At 58.4% G+C, this 16928-nt stretch carries 18 protein-coding genes and 2 pseudogenes; 5 read left to right on the forward strand and 15 right to left on the reverse strand.

What is annotated here, in order from left to right; genetic code table 11:
• Positions 1-249: 249 nt before the first annotated feature.
• The 11 genes and pseudogenes from ACTORR_RS18200 to ACTORR_RS18250 all read right to left on the reverse strand — a co-directional run.
• Positions 250-867: pseudogene (locus ACTORR_RS18200) on the reverse strand (IS5-like element ISPpu18 family transposase); the annotation flags it as partial.
• Between the two features lie 148 nt (positions 868-1015).
• Entirely contained in the window at positions 1016-1189 is a 174-nt protein-coding gene (locus tag ACTORR_RS18205; protein ID WP_009686156.1) for a hypothetical protein, read from the reverse strand.
• 10 nt (positions 1190-1199) lie between these two features.
• Positions 1200-1697, reverse strand: coding sequence for a RadC family protein (radC, locus tag ACTORR_RS18210; RefSeq protein WP_009686157.1), 498 nt, complete (start codon positions 1695-1697; stop codon positions 1200-1202).
• Positions 1669-2619, reverse strand: a complete 951-nt coding sequence (locus tag ACTORR_RS18215; RefSeq protein WP_009686158.1) for a recombination directionality factor — start codon at positions 2617-2619, stop codon at positions 1669-1671. The genes radC and ACTORR_RS18215 overlap by 29 nt, the downstream gene beginning before the upstream one ends.
• A 90-nt stretch (positions 2620-2709) precedes the next feature.
• Complete coding sequence (locus tag ACTORR_RS18220) at positions 2710-3714, reverse strand: YqaJ viral recombinase family nuclease (RefSeq protein WP_009686159.1); 1005 nt, start codon at positions 3712-3714, stop codon at positions 2710-2712.
• Between the two features lie 74 nt (positions 3715-3788).
• A complete protein-coding gene (locus ACTORR_RS18225) occupies positions 3789-4757 on the reverse strand; it encodes a DUF932 domain-containing protein (RefSeq protein ID WP_009686160.1) in 969 nt (322 codons plus the stop codon).
• 86 nt (positions 4758-4843) lie between these two features.
• Positions 4844-5173 (reverse strand): hypothetical protein, encoded by a 330-nt coding sequence (locus ACTORR_RS18230; RefSeq protein ID WP_082437898.1) that lies wholly within the window; start codon positions 5171-5173, stop codon positions 4844-4846.
• A 370-nt stretch (positions 5174-5543) separates the two neighbouring features.
• On the reverse strand, positions 5544-6104 hold the full coding sequence (locus ACTORR_RS18235) for a hypothetical protein (RefSeq protein WP_009686162.1): 561 nt from the start codon (positions 6102-6104) through the stop codon (positions 5544-5546).
• Positions 6105-6328: 224 nt separating this feature from the next.
• Complete coding sequence (locus ACTORR_RS18240) at positions 6329-6787, reverse strand: hypothetical protein (protein ID WP_009686163.1); 459 nt, start codon at positions 6785-6787, stop codon at positions 6329-6331.
• 8 nt (positions 6788-6795) lie between these two features.
• A pseudogene (locus tag ACTORR_RS18245) lies at positions 6796-7158 on the reverse strand (DUF3703 domain-containing protein).
• Between the two features lie 16 nt (positions 7159-7174).
• Positions 7175-9457 carry a heavy metal translocating P-type ATPase gene (locus ACTORR_RS18250; RefSeq protein ID WP_047149787.1) on the reverse strand — a complete coding sequence of 761 codons (2283 nt, stop codon included), beginning with the start codon at positions 9455-9457 and terminating at the stop codon, positions 7175-7177.
• Positions 9458-9692: 235 nt separating this feature from the next.
• On the opposite strand from ACTORR_RS18250, the gene cadR (ACTORR_RS18255) reads away from it, so the two are divergent.
• Entirely contained in the window at positions 9693-10145 is a 453-nt protein-coding gene (gene cadR / locus ACTORR_RS18255; RefSeq protein ID WP_009686167.1) for a Cd(II)/Pb(II)-responsive transcriptional regulator, read from the forward strand.
• 81 nt (positions 10146-10226) lie between these two features.
• Here the strand turns inward: cadR (ACTORR_RS18255) and ACTORR_RS18260 are convergent, their stop codons facing one another.
• Genes ACTORR_RS18260 through ACTORR_RS18270 form a run of 3 tightly spaced genes read right to left on the reverse strand, consistent with a single transcriptional unit; the run spans position 10227 to position 11505 of the window.
• Positions 10227-10871, reverse strand: a complete 645-nt coding sequence (locus ACTORR_RS18260) for a DsbA family protein (protein ID WP_009686168.1) — start codon at positions 10869-10871, stop codon at positions 10227-10229.
• Positions 10868-11311 (reverse strand): disulfide bond formation protein B, encoded by a 444-nt coding sequence (locus tag ACTORR_RS18265; RefSeq protein WP_081430179.1) that lies wholly within the window; start codon positions 11309-11311, stop codon positions 10868-10870. Before ACTORR_RS18265 ends, ACTORR_RS18260 begins: the two co-directional genes overlap by 4 nt.
• Positions 11308-11505, reverse strand: coding sequence for a hypothetical protein (locus ACTORR_RS18270; protein WP_009686170.1), 198 nt, complete (start codon positions 11503-11505; stop codon positions 11308-11310). Before ACTORR_RS18270 ends, ACTORR_RS18265 begins: the two co-directional genes overlap by 4 nt.
• 644 nt (positions 11506-12149) lie before the next feature.
• Between ACTORR_RS18270 and ACTORR_RS18275 the strand changes: the two genes are divergently transcribed.
• A protein-coding gene (locus tag ACTORR_RS18275; protein WP_132475516.1) for an IS3 family transposase occupies positions 12150-13312 on the forward strand; the annotation gives its coding sequence in 2 pieces (ribosomal slippage) (positions 12150-12405 and positions 12405-13312; 1164 coding nt in all).
• 106 nt (positions 13313-13418) lie between these two features.
• Here the strand turns inward: ACTORR_RS18275 and cadR (ACTORR_RS18280) are convergent.
• Positions 13419-13826, reverse strand: coding sequence for a Cd(II)/Pb(II)-responsive transcriptional regulator (gene cadR, locus ACTORR_RS18280; RefSeq protein WP_009686174.1), 408 nt, complete (start codon positions 13824-13826; stop codon positions 13419-13421).
• Positions 13827-13924: 98 nt separating this feature from the next.
• On the opposite strand from cadR (ACTORR_RS18280), the gene ACTORR_RS18285 reads away from it, so the two are divergent.
• The 3 genes from ACTORR_RS18285 (at position 13925) to lnt (ending at position 16922) form a co-directional block, all read left to right on the forward strand.
• The gene (locus tag ACTORR_RS18285) at positions 13925-14821 is read left to right on the forward strand and encodes a cation transporter (protein ID WP_008928737.1); all 897 of its coding nucleotides are present in this window, start codon (positions 13925-13927) and stop codon (positions 14819-14821) included.
• Between the two features lie 142 nt (positions 14822-14963).
• Positions 14964-15725: a ZIP family metal transporter gene (locus ACTORR_RS18290; RefSeq protein ID WP_009686175.1), complete on the forward strand. Its 762-nt coding sequence runs from the start codon at positions 14964-14966 to the stop codon at positions 15723-15725.
• Between the two features lie 294 nt (positions 15726-16019).
• Entirely contained in the window at positions 16020-16922 is a 903-nt protein-coding gene (lnt, locus tag ACTORR_RS18295) for an apolipoprotein N-acyltransferase (RefSeq protein WP_441343753.1), read from the forward strand.
• Positions 16923-16928 lie beyond the last annotated feature (6 nt).

The raw sequence follows: 16928 nt of genomic DNA on the forward strand, positions 1-16928 counted from the left end.
CAGGCGGGGCAATAGGCCGACGATAGCAGATTGCCCCCGAGCCATGAATGCTCCTTTTGACGATAACAGCACTTCGTTGATTTGGATCAAATAGAGTGTCTAGGGAAGGTCTGAAGTAACCCTGTATTTCCGGTCGACTTCAGCCCTCGCTGCTTTTGAAAGCGGGCCGTCGATCAAAATCGACCAGGTAACCCGCTCAGTTCTTCGTTTTTGGCCGCCGCGAGCACCTCGCAGCAGCCATTTTCCGCATTACAGGTGCACCTTTCCTGCGGTAGTCAGCAAATGTCGGCGCGCCATCCATAGGTTCGACAGCGCGAACAGCGTCACCAGCTGAGCGGTGTTCTTGGCCAGGCCACGGAAGCGCACCTTCACGTAACCGAACTGGCGCTTGATCACTCGAAACGGGTGCTCGACCTTCGCTCGCACTTGTGACTTGGCCTTCTCGATCTTGCGCTTGGCTTTGTACAGGGCGCTGCGTTTATCGAGCTTCTTGTAGGTGCTGCGGCGTGCTGCGACCTGCCAGATCACTTCGCGGCCAGCATGTTCGGGGCGCTTTTCGACGCCGGTGTAGCCGGCATCGGCGCAGACGACGTTCTCGTCACCGTGCAGCAGTTTGTCGACCTGGGTGATATCCGCCACGTTGGCTGCCGTGCCTACCACGCTGTGTACCAGCCCCGACTCATCATCTACGCCGATGTGCGCCTTCATGCCAAAGTAATACTGGTTCCCTTTCTTGCTCTGGTGCATTTCCGGGTCGCGCTTGCCGTCCTGGTTCTTGGTCGAGCTGGGCGCGTGGATCAGTGTGGCATCGACGATAGTGCCCTGGCGCAGCGACAGGCCGCGATCCCCCAGGTAGCCATTGATGATGATCGGGTGGTTGTGATTGTGGTCGCAGTGGGCAAGCGTGAACGAAGTGCAGCTTACAAGGCAGCAGGTAAGCGTTAGCTACCAGGGAAAAAGAAAAAAGAGGGAGCCATTGCAGGCAGTCTTTCGACTACCCACGCTGGCTCACTGTTCAAGGGTTCATTCTTACTTTCTGCTTCCGGTAGATCCAGCACGCCAACACCACGGCAATCAGCAATGGTGGAAAGCGCACCATCAGAATCATCAGCAGCAATATCGCCAGACAACCGGCCAAGATCCCGGCAAACATGAATGCCGAGGCAACAGTCCGTAGCAGCAGTTTCATTGGCACCTCCTTACAGGTAGCCGCGCTCAGCCAACGACACACAATCCTCCTGGCCTACCACAACGTGATCGAGCGTTCTGACTCCGACCAGATTCAGTGCGTCCTGCAGTTTCGTGGTGAGATTGCGATCCGCCTGGCTGGGCTCGGGATCACCTGAGGGGTGGTTGTGTACCAGGATGATTGCCGCTGCGTTGTGTTCCAAGGCGATCTTCACGATTTCCCGTGGGTAGACGCTGGCTCCATCCAGGGTTCCGCGAAACACTTCCTCGAACGCAATCACCCGGTGTCGGCTGTCGAGCATGAGCAGTGCAAAAACCTCGTGCTCATAATCAGCCAGCAGCGTCTGCAGGTGACTGAACGCCTCCTTAGGCGAGGTCAGTGCACGTCCCTTGCGCAGGCGCAGACTGGCCAGTTGCCTGGCCATCAGCAGGATGTCGTTTTCCGTCACCGGCGACTCGACCAGGTAGGTGCCGGTCGTGTCACTGGCTTTCAGCTTGTGCAGGCGCATGGCGGCCTCCTTGGTCTCGGTCTGTGGGTGGGGTTTGACGAGCAGCTTGTGCATCGAGCTTTTCAGTCAGGCTGGGTTTGGTGGGGTTGAGTTGCGAAATTGTTGCTGCAGCAGGGGCTTCACCCTCGGGGTAGAACTCTTCCACGATGGCGCTGACATCCTCCTCGCTGTCTTCGAATGCTCCGTTGCCAAAGCCGCGTCGTGCTGCCTCATCCAAGGCGGCTTGATCGAAGCCTGCAGCTTGCCGCCGCGAATCGAGTTCACTGGCGGTCACCAGCGCTTCAGCCATGTCCATGCCACCGCGTACTGTCAGGTCGGCGTAGAAGATCGGCGTGCCATGGCTCTGGCGAGTGGACTTGCCACGCAGGCGCAGTTCCAGCGGTAGGCATGCCAGGCGGTTGCCCGAAATGGCCTGGAAGTAGTGCAAGCGAGCGGCCAGGGTGCGGATGCTGTTGAAGCCGGTGGTGCGGAAGACAAAGCTGCCCAGCGGATCCTCATCGCCAATGACTACATTCAGCCGGCCATAGGGCTTGCAGGCACTACCTTTCGCCAGTGGGCAGGCATCCGGCGACGGGCAAGGCAACGACTGCATACCATCCTGAGTGACCCGCTTGCAGGTCTCGCCATTGCCGACGCAGACGGGGCGTCCGGATTGTCGGTCGAACAGCGTGTAGTCGGCTCGGAAATTCAGCTCCGGCTCGTTGAACAGCAGGCGTACCGGAATGCTGCGCAGCTTGTCGTCCTTGCCCTGACGCAGTTCGTCATTGAGCGGGTGCAGCAGCCAGCCATCCTTGCCTTGCACCTGGGACGTGATAGTGAACTGGTCATCTTTCTCCGGCAGGCGCTTGCCGTTCTTCTCGATGACCTTGCCGATGGAAATCCGCCCGAGTACCGGCGGGGTGATAGCCAGACCTTTGAGCATGGTGAGTCTCCTGGAAATGAAAAAAGGCCAGCCACGCAGTGCGAACTGCATGGTCTGGCCAAGGGAGGGAAGGGATGGAAGTGTTGGGTTTCAGCCGACCAGGAAGCGCCGTGCACCCGGTTTCAGCAGTGGGTACTTGGCCTGCAGGTAGGGCTTGTCTTGGAGCAACTGCACGACATCGAGACCGATGCTGTCCTTGGCCTTGCGCCAGGAGACGTAGCCGCTGGAGAACTCCGCCCGACTAGCATCGCCCATGGCTTGCTGCAGGATCTGCTTCAGTTCAGCCTCGCGCTTCTCTTTGTCGGCAATCGACTGACGCACGGCTTTCAGCTCGATGTACGCAGCAGAAAGCCCCGCATGCTGGCTGAAGTCGACGACCTGGCCGTTGTCCTCCGGGTAGAGGCAGCGCAGCGCCGACTCGGCCGAAGCCGTGCCGTCAGCCGGCGGTGGCGTATCCGTCTCAACGTAGTGCCAGAATTTGCGCTCCAGCTCGATCAGGCGAGCGATCATCTGCTCGTCCCGTTCGATACGGTGGATCTCCAGCGTCTGGCCACCCAGCAGCACGGCCACATCCGCCGCCTGCTTGCCGGTGACGGCGAGCTGGTGCATCACCTGCAACTGCACATACTCAGGCACGCCCTCTTTCCAGAGGCGTGCCCCGTTTATGCCGGCTGTCTTGCATTCGAGGATCTGTACATCGTCAGCCCCGATCACCTCGCGGTCGATGTTGGCCAGCATCCAGGGCAGCTCCGGATCCGCGTGCTGCAGCACGGCGTTGATGCGCCGTACCTTATTCCTAGTGCGCTTGCTGTAATGCCAGGCCACGATAGGCTCCAGCACATTGCCCCAGTACATCGGGCTTTCCTCATCCTGAGGATCAGCCTTCGGCATGCCGGCATCACGCCCCGTCTTTTCCATCCACAGCTCCAGTTGCGACTTGTACGGGTTCAGACCGACTGCTGCCGCAGCGTCCGAACTACCGATACCTTGCTTGCGGATCTGCAGCCAGTCCTCGCGCGGCAGCTCCTTGGTGCTGACCAGGCGCAGAGCCGGACGGGTTTTGCTGGTGCTGCGATTCAATGAAGTGGCTTTCATAGCGTTCACCTTGCAGAAATAGAAACGCCCGACCTGCAACGAAGCGGGTCGGGCGTTATGGGGGGGGTAAATGGTCAGGCGACCAGTTGCAGAGCTGTATCCAGGGCGCGTTGCTTGATCTGTGCGCCCTGGCCGAACCAGGCGGAGTCGAGGCGATACTCCGTGCTGCGTGCCCGGCGCTCGTGATCGACGTACTCGGTCACGGCATTGAGCAGGCCCCAGGCCGTGCCGCGTGCCGAGTCCAGCTGGCTGCCGCGACCTCGGCCTTCGTACAGCTCCTGCACCTTGCGCAGTGCGCGCTCGTTGGGCAGTTGCTCCGGCAGTGCGCCGGTCGGGCTGGTGTCGCACATCACGTTCATGAAAAAGCCCAAGGCCTCATGCCACTGCACTTTGCGTTCAGCCAGGTGGCGCATGCGGTACATGAAGTCGTCCCATTGCGAGACGGCGATGCCAAGCTGCTTCTTCACCAGGTCGCCGTCGAAGCGGGTGCTGTGCGGCACCTTGATCGCACGGCTGGTGCCGTCCATGGCGATGGTCAGCGTGTTGTTGCAGACTACGCGGATGGTGGTAGGCGTTGCTGTAGTGGCCAGGGTGCCGTCGCAGGAAGTGGCCAGCAGCAAATAGCCATTCACCTGGTCGTTACCCTTGAGTGCAGCGCCCTGTCCGGTACGCGCCAGCGCCCAGAACTTGCGCCCGCCCTTGAGCACGCCAGCGGTTTCCAGCTCGTAGCCGGAGACCTCGGTCAGATCCCGGTAAAACTCCAGCACATCCTTGGGCTGAACGGTGTGGTAGCGCTGCGAGACCACCGACAGCGGTGCCTTGCTGTCCGAGCGGTAGAGCACTTTCTGCTCCGGGAACGAATGGATCGCGCCCAGATGGCCGATGGCGTCCGACTTGAAGTGCACGGGGCTTTCCAGAATCTGCCAGTCCATGCCGGCTTCGCGTTGCCAGACTTCGATGGGTTGTTTCTGCGGCAGGTTGTTGCCCAGGCCGTGCCACGGAGTAGCGCCAACGTAGGCCATTTGTTCGATTTGATGAGCCATGACGAATTTCCTTTGAGTGCAGGCCGGCATAAAGCGCCGCGCAGAGCGCAGCACCGGCAATCAATGAGAGATAAGGAAGGGCCGGATCAGGCCGGTAGGTTGAAGCGGTGACCGCAGAGCAGGCAGAGGTTGTGGGCCAGTACATGGCGGTCGAGCGACTCGCCGAGCTGCGCGCCAATCGCACAACCACCGACGCCTCCGGCCAGACCGCCGAGAATGGCGCCGGAGACCGAACCGAGGGTGATGCCGACAGGGCCGGCGATTACGCCAAGCGCTGCGCCGGCCTTGCCGCCTGCCAGAGCAGCACTGATGCCTCGTGCGAGACCACCGACAGCGCCGATGGCCGCGCCAGCTTTCATGGCGTGATGGAAAGAAGCGACTTTGGGGGAGTGACAGCGGGGGCACTGCAATGACATGGGGCGAACCTCCTTGGTGCTGATGTCATTGCGGTAATGTGTTGCTGAGATTTTTTTGAATCGAATGGCTGCTTTTCAGCAGCGCTAACTGAGTGCGAACTGGCTGGAGTCGGCCAAAAGCAGCCATTAGCCAGCCAGACATGTAGGTGTCCGCTGATACAGAGTTGACGTATTCGTGCCCCCTATTGGTTGATGCGTCGACGGAGCGCACAAAAAAGTCACCATTCACAGGAGCTTTAGCGCTGAATCTTCAGGTGAGCCAAAAATTGAATCGGGGGAGCCCAACGCCCCTAGCGTGAGTTGGGCTGGCGCATGAGAGTATTCATACCGTACGGGAACAGCATGCTGCCCGTGGAATAAGTGTGAAGTCTCAGCGCTGTGGCATGCCCATATGCTGCTGATGCTGCATCATCTGATCCATCATCATCTGTTGCATGCCCATGTACCTGTCCATCATGTATTGATGCTGCTTCATCTGCTCAGGCGTCATCTGGGAGTAGTGGCTGCCCATTTGATCCCAGCCCATCATGTGGCCCCCACCCATCATCTTACCGTTACCCATCATGTGGCCCCCGCCCATCATCTGACCGTCACCCATCATATGGCCGCCCTGCATGCCCCCTCCGCAGCACCCCATCATTCCGCCGCCACGCATTCCGTTCATCATGTGCATTCCTTGCTGCATCATGGTTTGGTGCTCTTGCATCAGTTTCTGACGCTGTGCAGGGTCGCTTGCTTTCTGAATTTGGCTCATTTGCTCCTGCATTCTCTTCAGGTTTTCTTGTGCCTTCGCCATCTCTTGATCAAATTGCTCAACGCTCATTGGCTGCTGTTGAGCCTGGCTGGTGGTACTGGAGTCCTGCTGCGCAAAGGTTAAGGCCGGAAAAAGCGCAGCCGCCAAAGCGAAGGTGGCGAGTTTTGGTGCTTTCATTGCTCAGTTCCTTGCAGGTGAAAGTGGGTCGTGGGGTGAGTCACCAGTAGTCAATATAGACCTCGAAGACGGGTGTAGCCTGATGCAGGTCAAAAGTTGATCCCGTACCTGCTACAGGTTGTATTGAAGCTGCTCCGACCAAGGAGGTTGCCTGCGTGAGCGAATTTTCAGTGGCCAAGATGGACTGCCTTCTGGATGAGCAGCCTGCCTGGGCATGTCGTGCTTCAGTAGTTAAAGCCATTTGCCGCCAGGACTGCCCAGCGGCGCTGACGATGGGCGTAAAACAGGCGCGCAAAAAGCCACACGAACGGGGTGAGGATGCCGGCATCGATAGTCACGCGATCTCGGTAAAGCGTTCCGCCACTCACTTCTTGTGCCGTAATCAGGTGATCCCACTTATTGATCAGCGGGCTGTAGCCGTTGTCTCTGAGCATGAAGGCCTGAGCGTTTTCCGTCTGCGGGTAGGTAGTCACAATTGCCTGACGGCCAATGGGAAGTACGCCGAATAGCTTCAGCTTGACCCAGTAGGTGCCCTCGCTCCAGGTATCAGGAAACTCAGCCGGATCCAGCGGGCTGAAACTCAATAAGGGTGAAGCAACCTGACGCAACAGGCGTGGTTTGCGCACCTGGGCGATCACCTTTGCGAGTGGGCACGGCAGCTGGGTGGCGAGATCGACTTGCATGGGCGCAATTACCGACTGGACAGGTTTTGCTCGTCACTCGCAAGCAAGGTCTGGAGTTCTTCAGGAACCGGCATGGGCTTGAACGCACTGATTCAGGAGCGGCCTGTATTGCCGAGGGGCACCCAGATTTTGGAGAACAACAAGGCCGCGAAAATGCGCGGTATTTGCCCGGCCACCTCGCGATAATCGCCAATTTGCCAGCCGAGCGTGAGCATCAGCCAGTGTGACCTGGCATGCAGCAAAGGTTGGCGCTGAGTCAGGATGTGCGCGCGCTCCAGCCATTGAAAGGCATCTGTACTGCGCTGTTCCTGCATGGCCTGCCGGGCCTGCTGAAAGGCTTGTTCAATTGCGAGTTGCAATGCTGCTTTCATCTTCAATCCTCCAACCCTACTTTTTAAGCAGGCGCAGGCCGTTGAACACCACCAGCAGACTGACTCCCATGTCTGCAAAGACGGCCATCCACATCGTCGCCTGCCCCGTTAAGGTAATGGCGAGAAACAGGGCCTTGATCCCTAACGCCAGCACGATGTTCTGCTTGAGGATGGCGGCGGTCTGTTGAGACAGGCGGATGAAGGCCGGGATCTTGCGCAGGTCGTCATCCATCAAGGCCACATCCGCAGTTTCGATGGCAGTGTCTGTGCCTGCGGCGGCCATGGCGAAACCGATTTCAGACTTCGCCAGCGCCGGCGCATCGTTGATGCCATCGCCGACCATCCCAACAACGTAGCCGCGCGCTTGCAATGCTTCAACGGCCTGCAATTTGTCGACTGGCAGGAGATTGCCGCGTGCCTCGTCGATGCCTACCTGCTGTGCAATCGCATCTGCGGTGTGCGGGTTATCGCCGGTCAGCATTGTGGTCTTCACGCCAAGCGCGTGAAGTTCCTCAATTGCCTGGCGGCTGGAGTCCTTGACGGTATCGGCAACGGCGAACAGGGCAATGGCACGCTGCGGATTGCACAGCACCACCACTGTTTTACCTTGGCGTTCGAGACGCTCCAGCGTCGCTTCCAGCTCGGGTGAGCAGAGGCCAAGCTCTTCCACCAGACGGTGGTTACCCAGGTGGAAATCTATGCCTTCGATGGTGCCTCGAACACCTCGACCCAGTAGGGCTTCGAATCCCTCAACGGCAGCAAACGTCAGGCCATTCTCAGTGGCATGCTTGGCTATTGCCTGCGAAACCGGGTGGTCAGAGCGACTGGCGAGACTGGCAGCATGAGTACGGTAGAGTTCTGAGTCCTGTTCAACCAACGGCATGTAATCGGTCTGTACCGGCTTGCCATGAGTAATGGTTCCGGTTTTGTCGAGTGCCAGGACGCCAAGCTTGCCACCGATTTCCAGATAGACGCCGCCTTTGACCAAAATGCCTTTACGCGCCGCCGCTGCCAGGCCACTGACAATGGTGACGGGCGTCGAGATGACCAAGGCGCAAGGGCAAGCGACCACCAGCAGCACCAAGGCACGGTAGATCCAGTCGTACCAGGGCTCGGCCATGAAGAGTGGCGGCACAATGGCGATAGCCAGGGCGAATAGGAATACGACAGGGGTGTATACCTTGGCGAACTGATCGACAAAGCGCTGGGTCGGCGCACGTGAACCCTGCGCCTCTTCGACCGCGTGAATGATACGTGCCAGCGTGGTGTTGGCTGCGGCGGCCAGGACGCGGTATTCCAAGGAGCCGGCTTCGTTGATGGTTCCTGCAAAAACCGGATCGCCGATGGTTTTCTCTACAGGCAGGCTTTCCCCTGTGATGGGCGCTTGGTTGATGGTGGAATTCCCGGAAGTTACCTCGCCATCGAGACCGATTCGTTCGCCCGGTCTTACCCTGACCAATGCGCCTACGGCGATGGTTTTAACGTCAACTTCAAGCCATGTGCCATCGATCTGCTGCACCGTGGCGCGCTCCGGCGTCAGATCCATCAGGCCGCGTATGGCATTGCGCGCCCGATCCAGCGACTTCGCTTCGATCAACTCGGCGACAGAAAAGAGGAACATGACCATGGCCGCTTCTGGCCATTGTCCAATCAGCACCGCACCGGTCACCGCGATACTCATCAGCGCATTGATGTTCAGGTTACGGTTCTTCAGCGCGATCCAGCCCTTTTTATAGGTCGTCAGGCCGCACAGCAGAATGGCGAGCAGCGCCATGCCAGCCACAGCCCAATCTGGCGCAAGCTCGGCAAAGTGGATCACTTCCGCCGATACGGCGGCCACGCCCGATAGCGCCAAGGGCCACCAGGCCTTCTTGCGCGGGGTGCTTTGCGTTTCTTCTTTTGCTGTTGCGGAACCCTCAACCACTGGCGTGAAACCAAGCTCGCGAATAGCTGCCAGTGCTGCTGGCAGTGCTTCTGCTGAGTGGCTGAGCGTCAGTACGCGCTGAAGCAGGTTGAACTCCAACGCACTGATGCCGGGTAGCGAGGTCAGCTTGTCGCGGATTAGCTTTTCTTCCGTTGGGCAGTCCATCTGTTCGATTTTGATGCGGGCTTGCCCTTCAGCAGATAGCGGCTCTGCTTGCATACCCAGGGACGAGATTGCCGCTTCGATAGGCGCGGTCGACGGCAAGCTGTGCCATACCCCAAGAATCCGATTGATCAGGTTGAAGTCGAGCTTATCTATGCCTGCGAGCTTGCTCAGTTTGTCCTGAATCAGCGTCTGCTCAGTAGGGCAGTCCATTTGCGCAATGCGGAAGCTGCTGAGCCTGGAGCCGGTTACGGCATTTACTGCTGTAGCCGCTGTGGCAGAGCACTTGCTTGCTTCGTTGGAGTCACAGCAGACATCCTTTGAAACCGCTTCAGGTTTGTATTCGTCACCGCAGCAGCCAGCCATGAAGGTATCCTCGTTGAACAGTTGTGCAGAGTGAACACCCTGAAGCCACTACAGGGTCAAGCGTTTGCTGAAGAGGTAACTCATGAAGATTGGAGAGCTGGCCAAGCTTGCCGATTGCCAAGTTGAAACGGTTCGCTATTACGAGCGCGAGGGGCTGTTGCCCGCTCCGGCCCGCAGCGAGGGTAATTACCGCCTGTACAGCAGTGAGCACCTTGAGCGACTTACGTTCATCCGTAACTGCCGAACACTGGACATGACCCTGGACGAGATCAGAAGCTTGTTGGCGCTGATGGATCGGCCAGAGGGGAACTGTGAGGGTGTGAATAGCTTAGTGGATGAGCACATTGAGCATGTGCAAGCGCGCGTGACCAGCCTGCTGGCCCTGCAACAACAGCTGGTTGAGTTACGACACCGTTGCGCCTCTGAGCGCGGCGTAGACGAGTGTGGAATCCTCCAGCGCCTGAACACCACTGGCGGTGTCAGTGCGCTTCCGGATGATGGCCACACTCATGTTGGGAAAAGCCACCGCCACTAAACATGCGCCACCACCTGCCATGCGAGGCACGCTACATGGCAGGTGGTGAGTCTGGCTCAGCTGTATGCAGACGGTTAGCGCTTATTTGCTTTGTTCGACTTCAGCTTTGACCAGATCAATCAGTGGCTGCGCGCCGAAACTCAATAGCGGCTTGCCATTCACAAAGAACGTGGGCGTCTGGCGCACGCCAGCAGCCTGGGCATCCTGAGAGTCCCTTTTCAGGGCCTCGGTGATATCGCCAGCCATCATCTCCGCACGGGCCTTTTCCACATCCAAGCCTGCCGCTTCAGCAGCTTCCCAGGCCTTCTGCACCAGTGGGTCACTGTGCCATTGCGGTTGCGCCACCATGAGTGCTTCCAGAACAGGCTCGAAGACCCCCTGCTTGCGTGCAGTTTCGAGGATTCTTGCTGCTGTTTCAGAGCCTTCATGGAAGAGGACGTAACGCAGCACCAGGCGCACATCATTCGGGTTGTCAGCCAGGATCTGTTTCACTACTGGAAAGAAGGCGCGGCAGGCCTCGCAGGACGGATCGAAGAACTCAACGATGGTTACGGGCGCATTGGCGGTGCCGATAACGGGCGAATGGAAGCGCACCAACGAGCTAGCCACTGGAGCAACTGGCGGGGTCTCTTCACTTACCGAATATCGATCATAAAAGAATGCCGCAGCAGTGAAGCCGAGCGCAGTAAGAATGCTGATGACGAGGACGATTGCACGTCTGCTCATAGGGAAGACCTCCGACGGATGAGAACAAGAAGAACAGCGATAAGGGTGAATGCGACCAGCGAAAGCAGTGGCAGAGGGACGCTGCCGAAAATCGTCATGTCAGCGCTGGAGCAGGACGGGCCTGCCCCGCAGGGCTTGATGCTCTCCGGTATGGCCCCAAAGTAGAGCAGGCTGTGGTAGAGCGCGATGAGCCAGCCCACGACGGTAACCGGCAACGCATAACGCCAGACCCCGAAATCCGAGGTGTAGCAACCAACGGCCAGAATCACGACCAGTGGAAACATGAATGCGCGCTGGAACCAGCAGAGCACGCAGGGCGTTTTGCCCATGACCTCGCCGATGAACAAGGCGGCTAAGGTCGAAACCAACGCAATACCCCAGGCCATAAGCAACAGGCTCCAGGGGCTGGGAAAGCGAGTGTTTGTCTCTGTTTCCATCATGGTTGATATCTACCCTCTACAGAGGTGGGTGGCACGGGAACTACCGTCGACGCGATATCGTTCGTGGTGACGTCTTGAGCCAGTGCATCTGCCATGCCCATGAGCATCAGCACGATAGCGAGCAGTAATAAGCGCATCGGGCGGCGCAGGTGCGCAAACAACGCCCCTGGCTCGCGCGGAGAAAGCGATTGCATAAGTTGATCCTGGATTGCAGTGGTCTTTAGCCGCAGTGCGGCTGTGCTTAGATCACGCGGCTGGATCGCGGAGGGCGCTCAATCAAGTAGACCAGGCGAGTTGGTGCGGCTTCATCCGGCAGGGTAGTCAGGATGTTGCTTTCTGCCTGTGCTGGCAGGATAAGCAGCGGCCCAAGGTAAGGGGTCTCGTGCACATGGTCGGCAGTCATCGGCGAGTGCTGGTGACCTGCACAAAAGACGCAAGAGGGGGCTGCCTCTGTGAGCAAGCTACTGTGCGCGGCTTCGCTCTTGAATCCCGCTTGCGGCTCTGCACCAACCAACAGGGAAGACATATGCCAACCCATGACCAGCAGCAATGCCAGGCTCAGTGTAAGCACTACTTGGATTGTGACCTTACGCCTGGGCATCGGGATGATGTCGATATGTATAGAGGTGAGAGGTATTTGCTCCGACCCTCATGGGTATGAAGATACGGTCGCCGTACGAATTCTCCGCAATGAGACCATTCTCGGGGAGTAGGCACAAGCACCATGGCGATACCTGTGCGGCTTAGGTGGGGCGGGCTAGGATGCATGATGGTGTAGTGGTCTACTAATCCCGGACACCCATTTAGGGCGAGAATGCTCGCCATAGAGAGGTGTCTGATGACCAAGCAACGTCGTTCTTTTACGTCCGAGTTCAAACGAGAGGCCGCTGGTCTGGTGCTCGATCAGGGCTACAGCCATATCGATGCAGCCCGCTCGCTGGGGCTGGTTGAATCGGCGCTTCGTCGCTGGGTGAAACAGCTCCAAGAGGAGCGCCAGGGCGTTACCCCGAAGAGCAAAGCATTGACTCCCGAACAGCAGAAAATCCAGGAGCTGGAAGCCAGGATCGACCGACTGGAACGGGAGAAAGCGATCCTAAAAAAGGCTACCGCTCTCTTGATGTCGGACGAGTTCAATCGTACGCGCTGATAGACCAGTTGAGTGAGCGGGAGTCGGTGGAAGTGGTCTGTTCAGCGTTCGACGTGGTGCGGTCTTGCTACTACGCCTATCGCCTACGGCGCTGCCGTGTTGATGCGCGCCGCGTTGCACTGCGCAGCCAGGTCAACCAGCTGTTCAACCAGAGTCGAGGATCGGCTGGTAGCCGAAGCATTCTGGGCATGCTGCGTGAAGATGGCGTAAGCATTGGCCGCTTTCGCGTGCGTCGGTTGATGCGCGAGTTGGGCTTGGTCAGCAAACAACCAGGCTCGCACGCGTACAAGCAGGCCACGGTTGAACGACCAGATATCCCGAACCGGCTGAACCGCGAGTTCACCACTGAGCGCCCCAATCAGGTGTGGTGCGGCGACATCACCTACATCTGGGCGCAAGGCCGCTGGAATTACTTAGCGGTGGTGCTGGATCTGCATGCACGACGAGTAATTGGCTGGGCATTCTCCGCCAAGCCGGATACGGAGCTGGTCATCAAGGCGCTGGATATGGCCTACGAGCAACGAGGCAAACCGCAGCAGGTGCTGTTTCATTCAGATCAGGGTAGTCAGTACGCCAGCCGCCTGTTTCGACAGCGGTTGTGGCGATATCGGATGGAACAGAGCATGAGCCGTCGAGGTAACTGCTGGGACAATTCGCCAATGGAACGGTTATTCCGCAGTCTGAAGTCGGAGTGGGTTCCGCCGACCGGTTACCTGAAAGCCCAGGAGGCGCAACGGGACATCAGTCACTATCTGATGCATCGTTACAACTGGGTCAGGCCGCATCAATTCAACGACGGGCTGCCGCCCGCCGTTGCCGAAGAAAAACTTAACCCACTGTCCGGGATGGGTTGACCACTACATGGAAAAATCAGGGTAAGCGGATTAAATGGTTGATCTTACCTTTGCATGAGAGTGAGACAGACCGGCATCTCATCGGATTATCTGGTTGATGCTTCACCTACTGCTGGTGCATGTTTCCTTCGCTAATTCCAGCAAGAACCCCACACGCCTCAACTTCCCGGTCATCGTTGCAACTCGCTCTCAGTGAAACGAGTTGTTTCTCAAGCGCTTGCAGAGCGGTTATCTGCGACCGCACATGAGAGATGTGATCATCGAGCAAGGCGTTGACGGCGGTACAAGGCTGATGAGGGTCGTCCTCATAGCTCTGTAGTTCGTGAATCTCAGCCAGTGACAGGCCCAGGATTCTGCAGCGACGGATGAAGGCCAGCCCCTCACCATGCTTCTCGGTATAGACACGGTAACCGTTGTCCTGCCGATCAGGCGGCGGCAACAGGCCCTGCTGCTCATAGAAGCGGATCGTCTGCGTGTCGATACCCGCTATCTGGGCTAACTGACCAATGCGCATCAGGCTTACTCCTCAACGGATCATCTGTCCCATTGACCTTATAGTAGCTATATAGTTTTTAATACTAGCAATCTATGTTGGTTAACTGGAGCCGTATCGTGAGTAAAGCCTGTGGTGGCCCATGTAGCTGCGATGCAACGCCTGCAGCGGATACCGATATGCCGGTCTCCTCCGAAGCGTCAGGGGAATGGGTCAGCGTGTATGCTGTGCCGAAGATGGATTGTCCCTCAGAAGAACGGATGATCCGCTTGGCGCTGAACGGCTTTGATGAGATTCGAACGCTGTCCTTCGACTTGTCGAACCGCCGATTGGAGGTCGTGCATGACGGCGAGGCTGAGCCCATTACCGCGAAACTGGCGACCTTGGGGCTAGGCGCCTCTCTTCAGGAAACCGTCATTGCCGACCCAGAGACGATCAAGGCCGCTGAGAGCTCGGCAGTCTCTGCTACGCAGGAGTCAGGCACTCTGCGCGTGTTGCTCGGTATCAATGCGATCATGTTCGTGGTGGAAATGACTGCTGGCCTGATCGCCCAGTCTACCGGCCTGATCGCTGATTCCCTGGATATGTTTGCCGATGCAGCCGTCTATGGCCTGGCTCTCTATGCCGTAGGGCGCAGTGCGAAAATGCAGGTACGTGCCGCGCATCTGGCAGGGGTACTGCAACTGATTTTGGCTATCGGCGTACTCGTCGAGGTGGTGCGACGCTTTGTTTTCGGTAGTGAGCCTGAATCGCTGATGATGATGGCGATCGCCTTCGTCGCGTTGATCGCCAATACCGGTTGCCTGCTGTTGATATCCAAGCACCGCGAAGGCGGCGCGCATATGAAGGCAAGCTGGATATTCTCGGCCAATGATGTGGTGATCAACATGGGCGTCATCGCCGCCGGTGCCTTGGTCGCCTGGACGGGGTCCAGCTACCCTGACCTGATTATCGGTACCATCGTGGGCCTGATCGTCCTCAACGGCGCTCGGCGCATCCTGGCGCTCAAGGGGTGAGGCTGCACGGTACGCAGCTATCGATGCCTGGGACACTTGATCGAAGTGGCTGTACAAGCGCGCTAGGCCTGAACGACAGCATATAGCGCGAAGGCTCGGAGCCAGCAAGGTAGCGTATCTAGGAATCAACCAAGGAAGGAAGATGATGGATAGTATCTGGCTGGTACTCGGCCTGGCGCTGTTGCCCGCCTTAGGCAATTTTAGTGGTGGGCTCGCTGCGGAGGCCTCCCGAACTACCGGGCGCCGTCTCAATTACGCCCTTCACGGCGCTGCCGGCCTCGTCATTGCGGTGGTGGCGGTTGAAATCATGCCGCGCGTGCTAGAGAACCTCTCAGCCTGGGTAATCGCCCTCGCTTTCGCGCTGGGCGGCATTGCTTACGTAGGTATCGAGAAGCTCGTTGAGAGTCTCCAGAAGCGACAAGGCCAGCAGGGAGAAGGCGGTCAGACGAGTGTCTGGATGATCTATATCGCCGTATCCATCGACCTGTTCAGCGATGGCCTCCTGATCGGGGCGGGGTCGGCGGTCTCACCGTCGGTCGCGATAATCCTGGCGGCGGGTCAGGTTCTCGCCGATGTTCCTGAGGGCTTTGCGACGATCGCCACCATGAAAGATAAAGGAATCCCTCGTAGCAAGCGGATACTGCTCTCTGCTTCCTTCGCGATTCCTGTGCTCTCGGCAGCCGTCTTTGCTTACTTCGTACTCAGGAACCAGCCGGAGGCATTTAAGCTAGCGGCACTGACGTTCACGGCAGGCCTTCTCACGGTCGCTGCCATCGAAGATATGGTCTCCGAGGCTCACGAGAGCGGTGACGATACGCACATCTCACCGCTGGCTTTCATAGGCGGCTTCGTCCTGTTCGTTCTGGTATCAGCGGGCTTGGAAGGGGTGGTATCGCAAAGCTAACGTACTGCTCCCCAACACAGCCACTGTCGTGCTGGCCGAATACGAAGCAGCTCCCAGCTTACGGCGCACCTAGTCGAGTCCAGAAACATTCACTTTGCCACCCTGGCCAGCCGGCCGAATGAATTGACGCAGCTTGATTAAGCGGAGCAAGAAAGCATGAGCCACAGGGTTGATCCTGGATTCGGAGGCGAGAGAGCATTGGGTGATAAGTGCGCGCTACCCTCTAGCCTATACACGGGCGTGCGCTATAAGCCGCTTCTGACAGGGGGGATGGCTCTACTTGCTGGAGGCGCCATGCCGCTTGCCTTTGCCCCTGTGGGCTGGGCATGGCTTGCGGTGATCGCTCTGGCAACATTTTTTGTCCTGACCGCGCAGTCTTCAAGGCGTCAGGCGCTGTGGTCGGCCTACCTCTTTGGCCTTGGCTACTTCGGCGTGGGTGTCTCCTGGGTCTTTATCAGCATTAGCCAGTACGGCAATGGCCCCGTGGTGGCGGTGTTAGTCACGGCGGCCTTTGTCTCGCTGCTCGCCCTCTTTCCATGGGGCGTCGCGTACCTCGTGCGCTGCCTGCGCCCTGAGATGGATGCAATGGCACTCTGGCTAGGGCTACCTGCGGCATGGGTGCTGAGTGAATGGATGCGCACCTGGTTCTTGACCGGCTTTCCCTGGCTCTTCATTGGCTACAGCCAGACCGACACCACACTTGCCACTATCGCTCCCGTCTTTGGCGTGCTTGGCGTGAGTTTACTGGTGGCACTTCTCGCTGGCGGGCTTGCCTGGGTTGTCCAGGGGCCAAGCCTGCGCCGTGCTGCGGTAGTCGGTGCCGTGTTAGTCGCTACCCTCGCCGGCTTGCAACTGCTGGATCGTGAATGGACGCAGCCAGCCGCTGACCCGATCGATGTCGTCCTCTTGCAAGGAAACATCGCGCAAGACAAGAAATGGGACCCGAGATACCGGGACATCACACTTGAGCGCTATCAGGCGCTTACCGCGCAGCATCTCGGAGCCGATATCGTGATCTGGCCAGAAGCGGCAATCCCGATGTGGCATGACCAGGCCAAAGCATATCTTGCTGAGCTTGAGGCGTTAGCCGATCAGGCAGGCACATCGTTAATGATTGGCGTCCCGGTACGCGAGGCGGAGGGCCGTACCTACAACGCCGTGGTAAGCCTCTCCGATCCCTCAGGCTTCTACTACTAAACGCCA

The organism is Pseudomonas sp. SAR267 (assembly GCF_052077595.1).
Classification (GTDB): domain Bacteria; phylum Pseudomonadota; class Gammaproteobacteria; order Pseudomonadales; family Pseudomonadaceae; genus Aquipseudomonas; species Aquipseudomonas vlassakiae.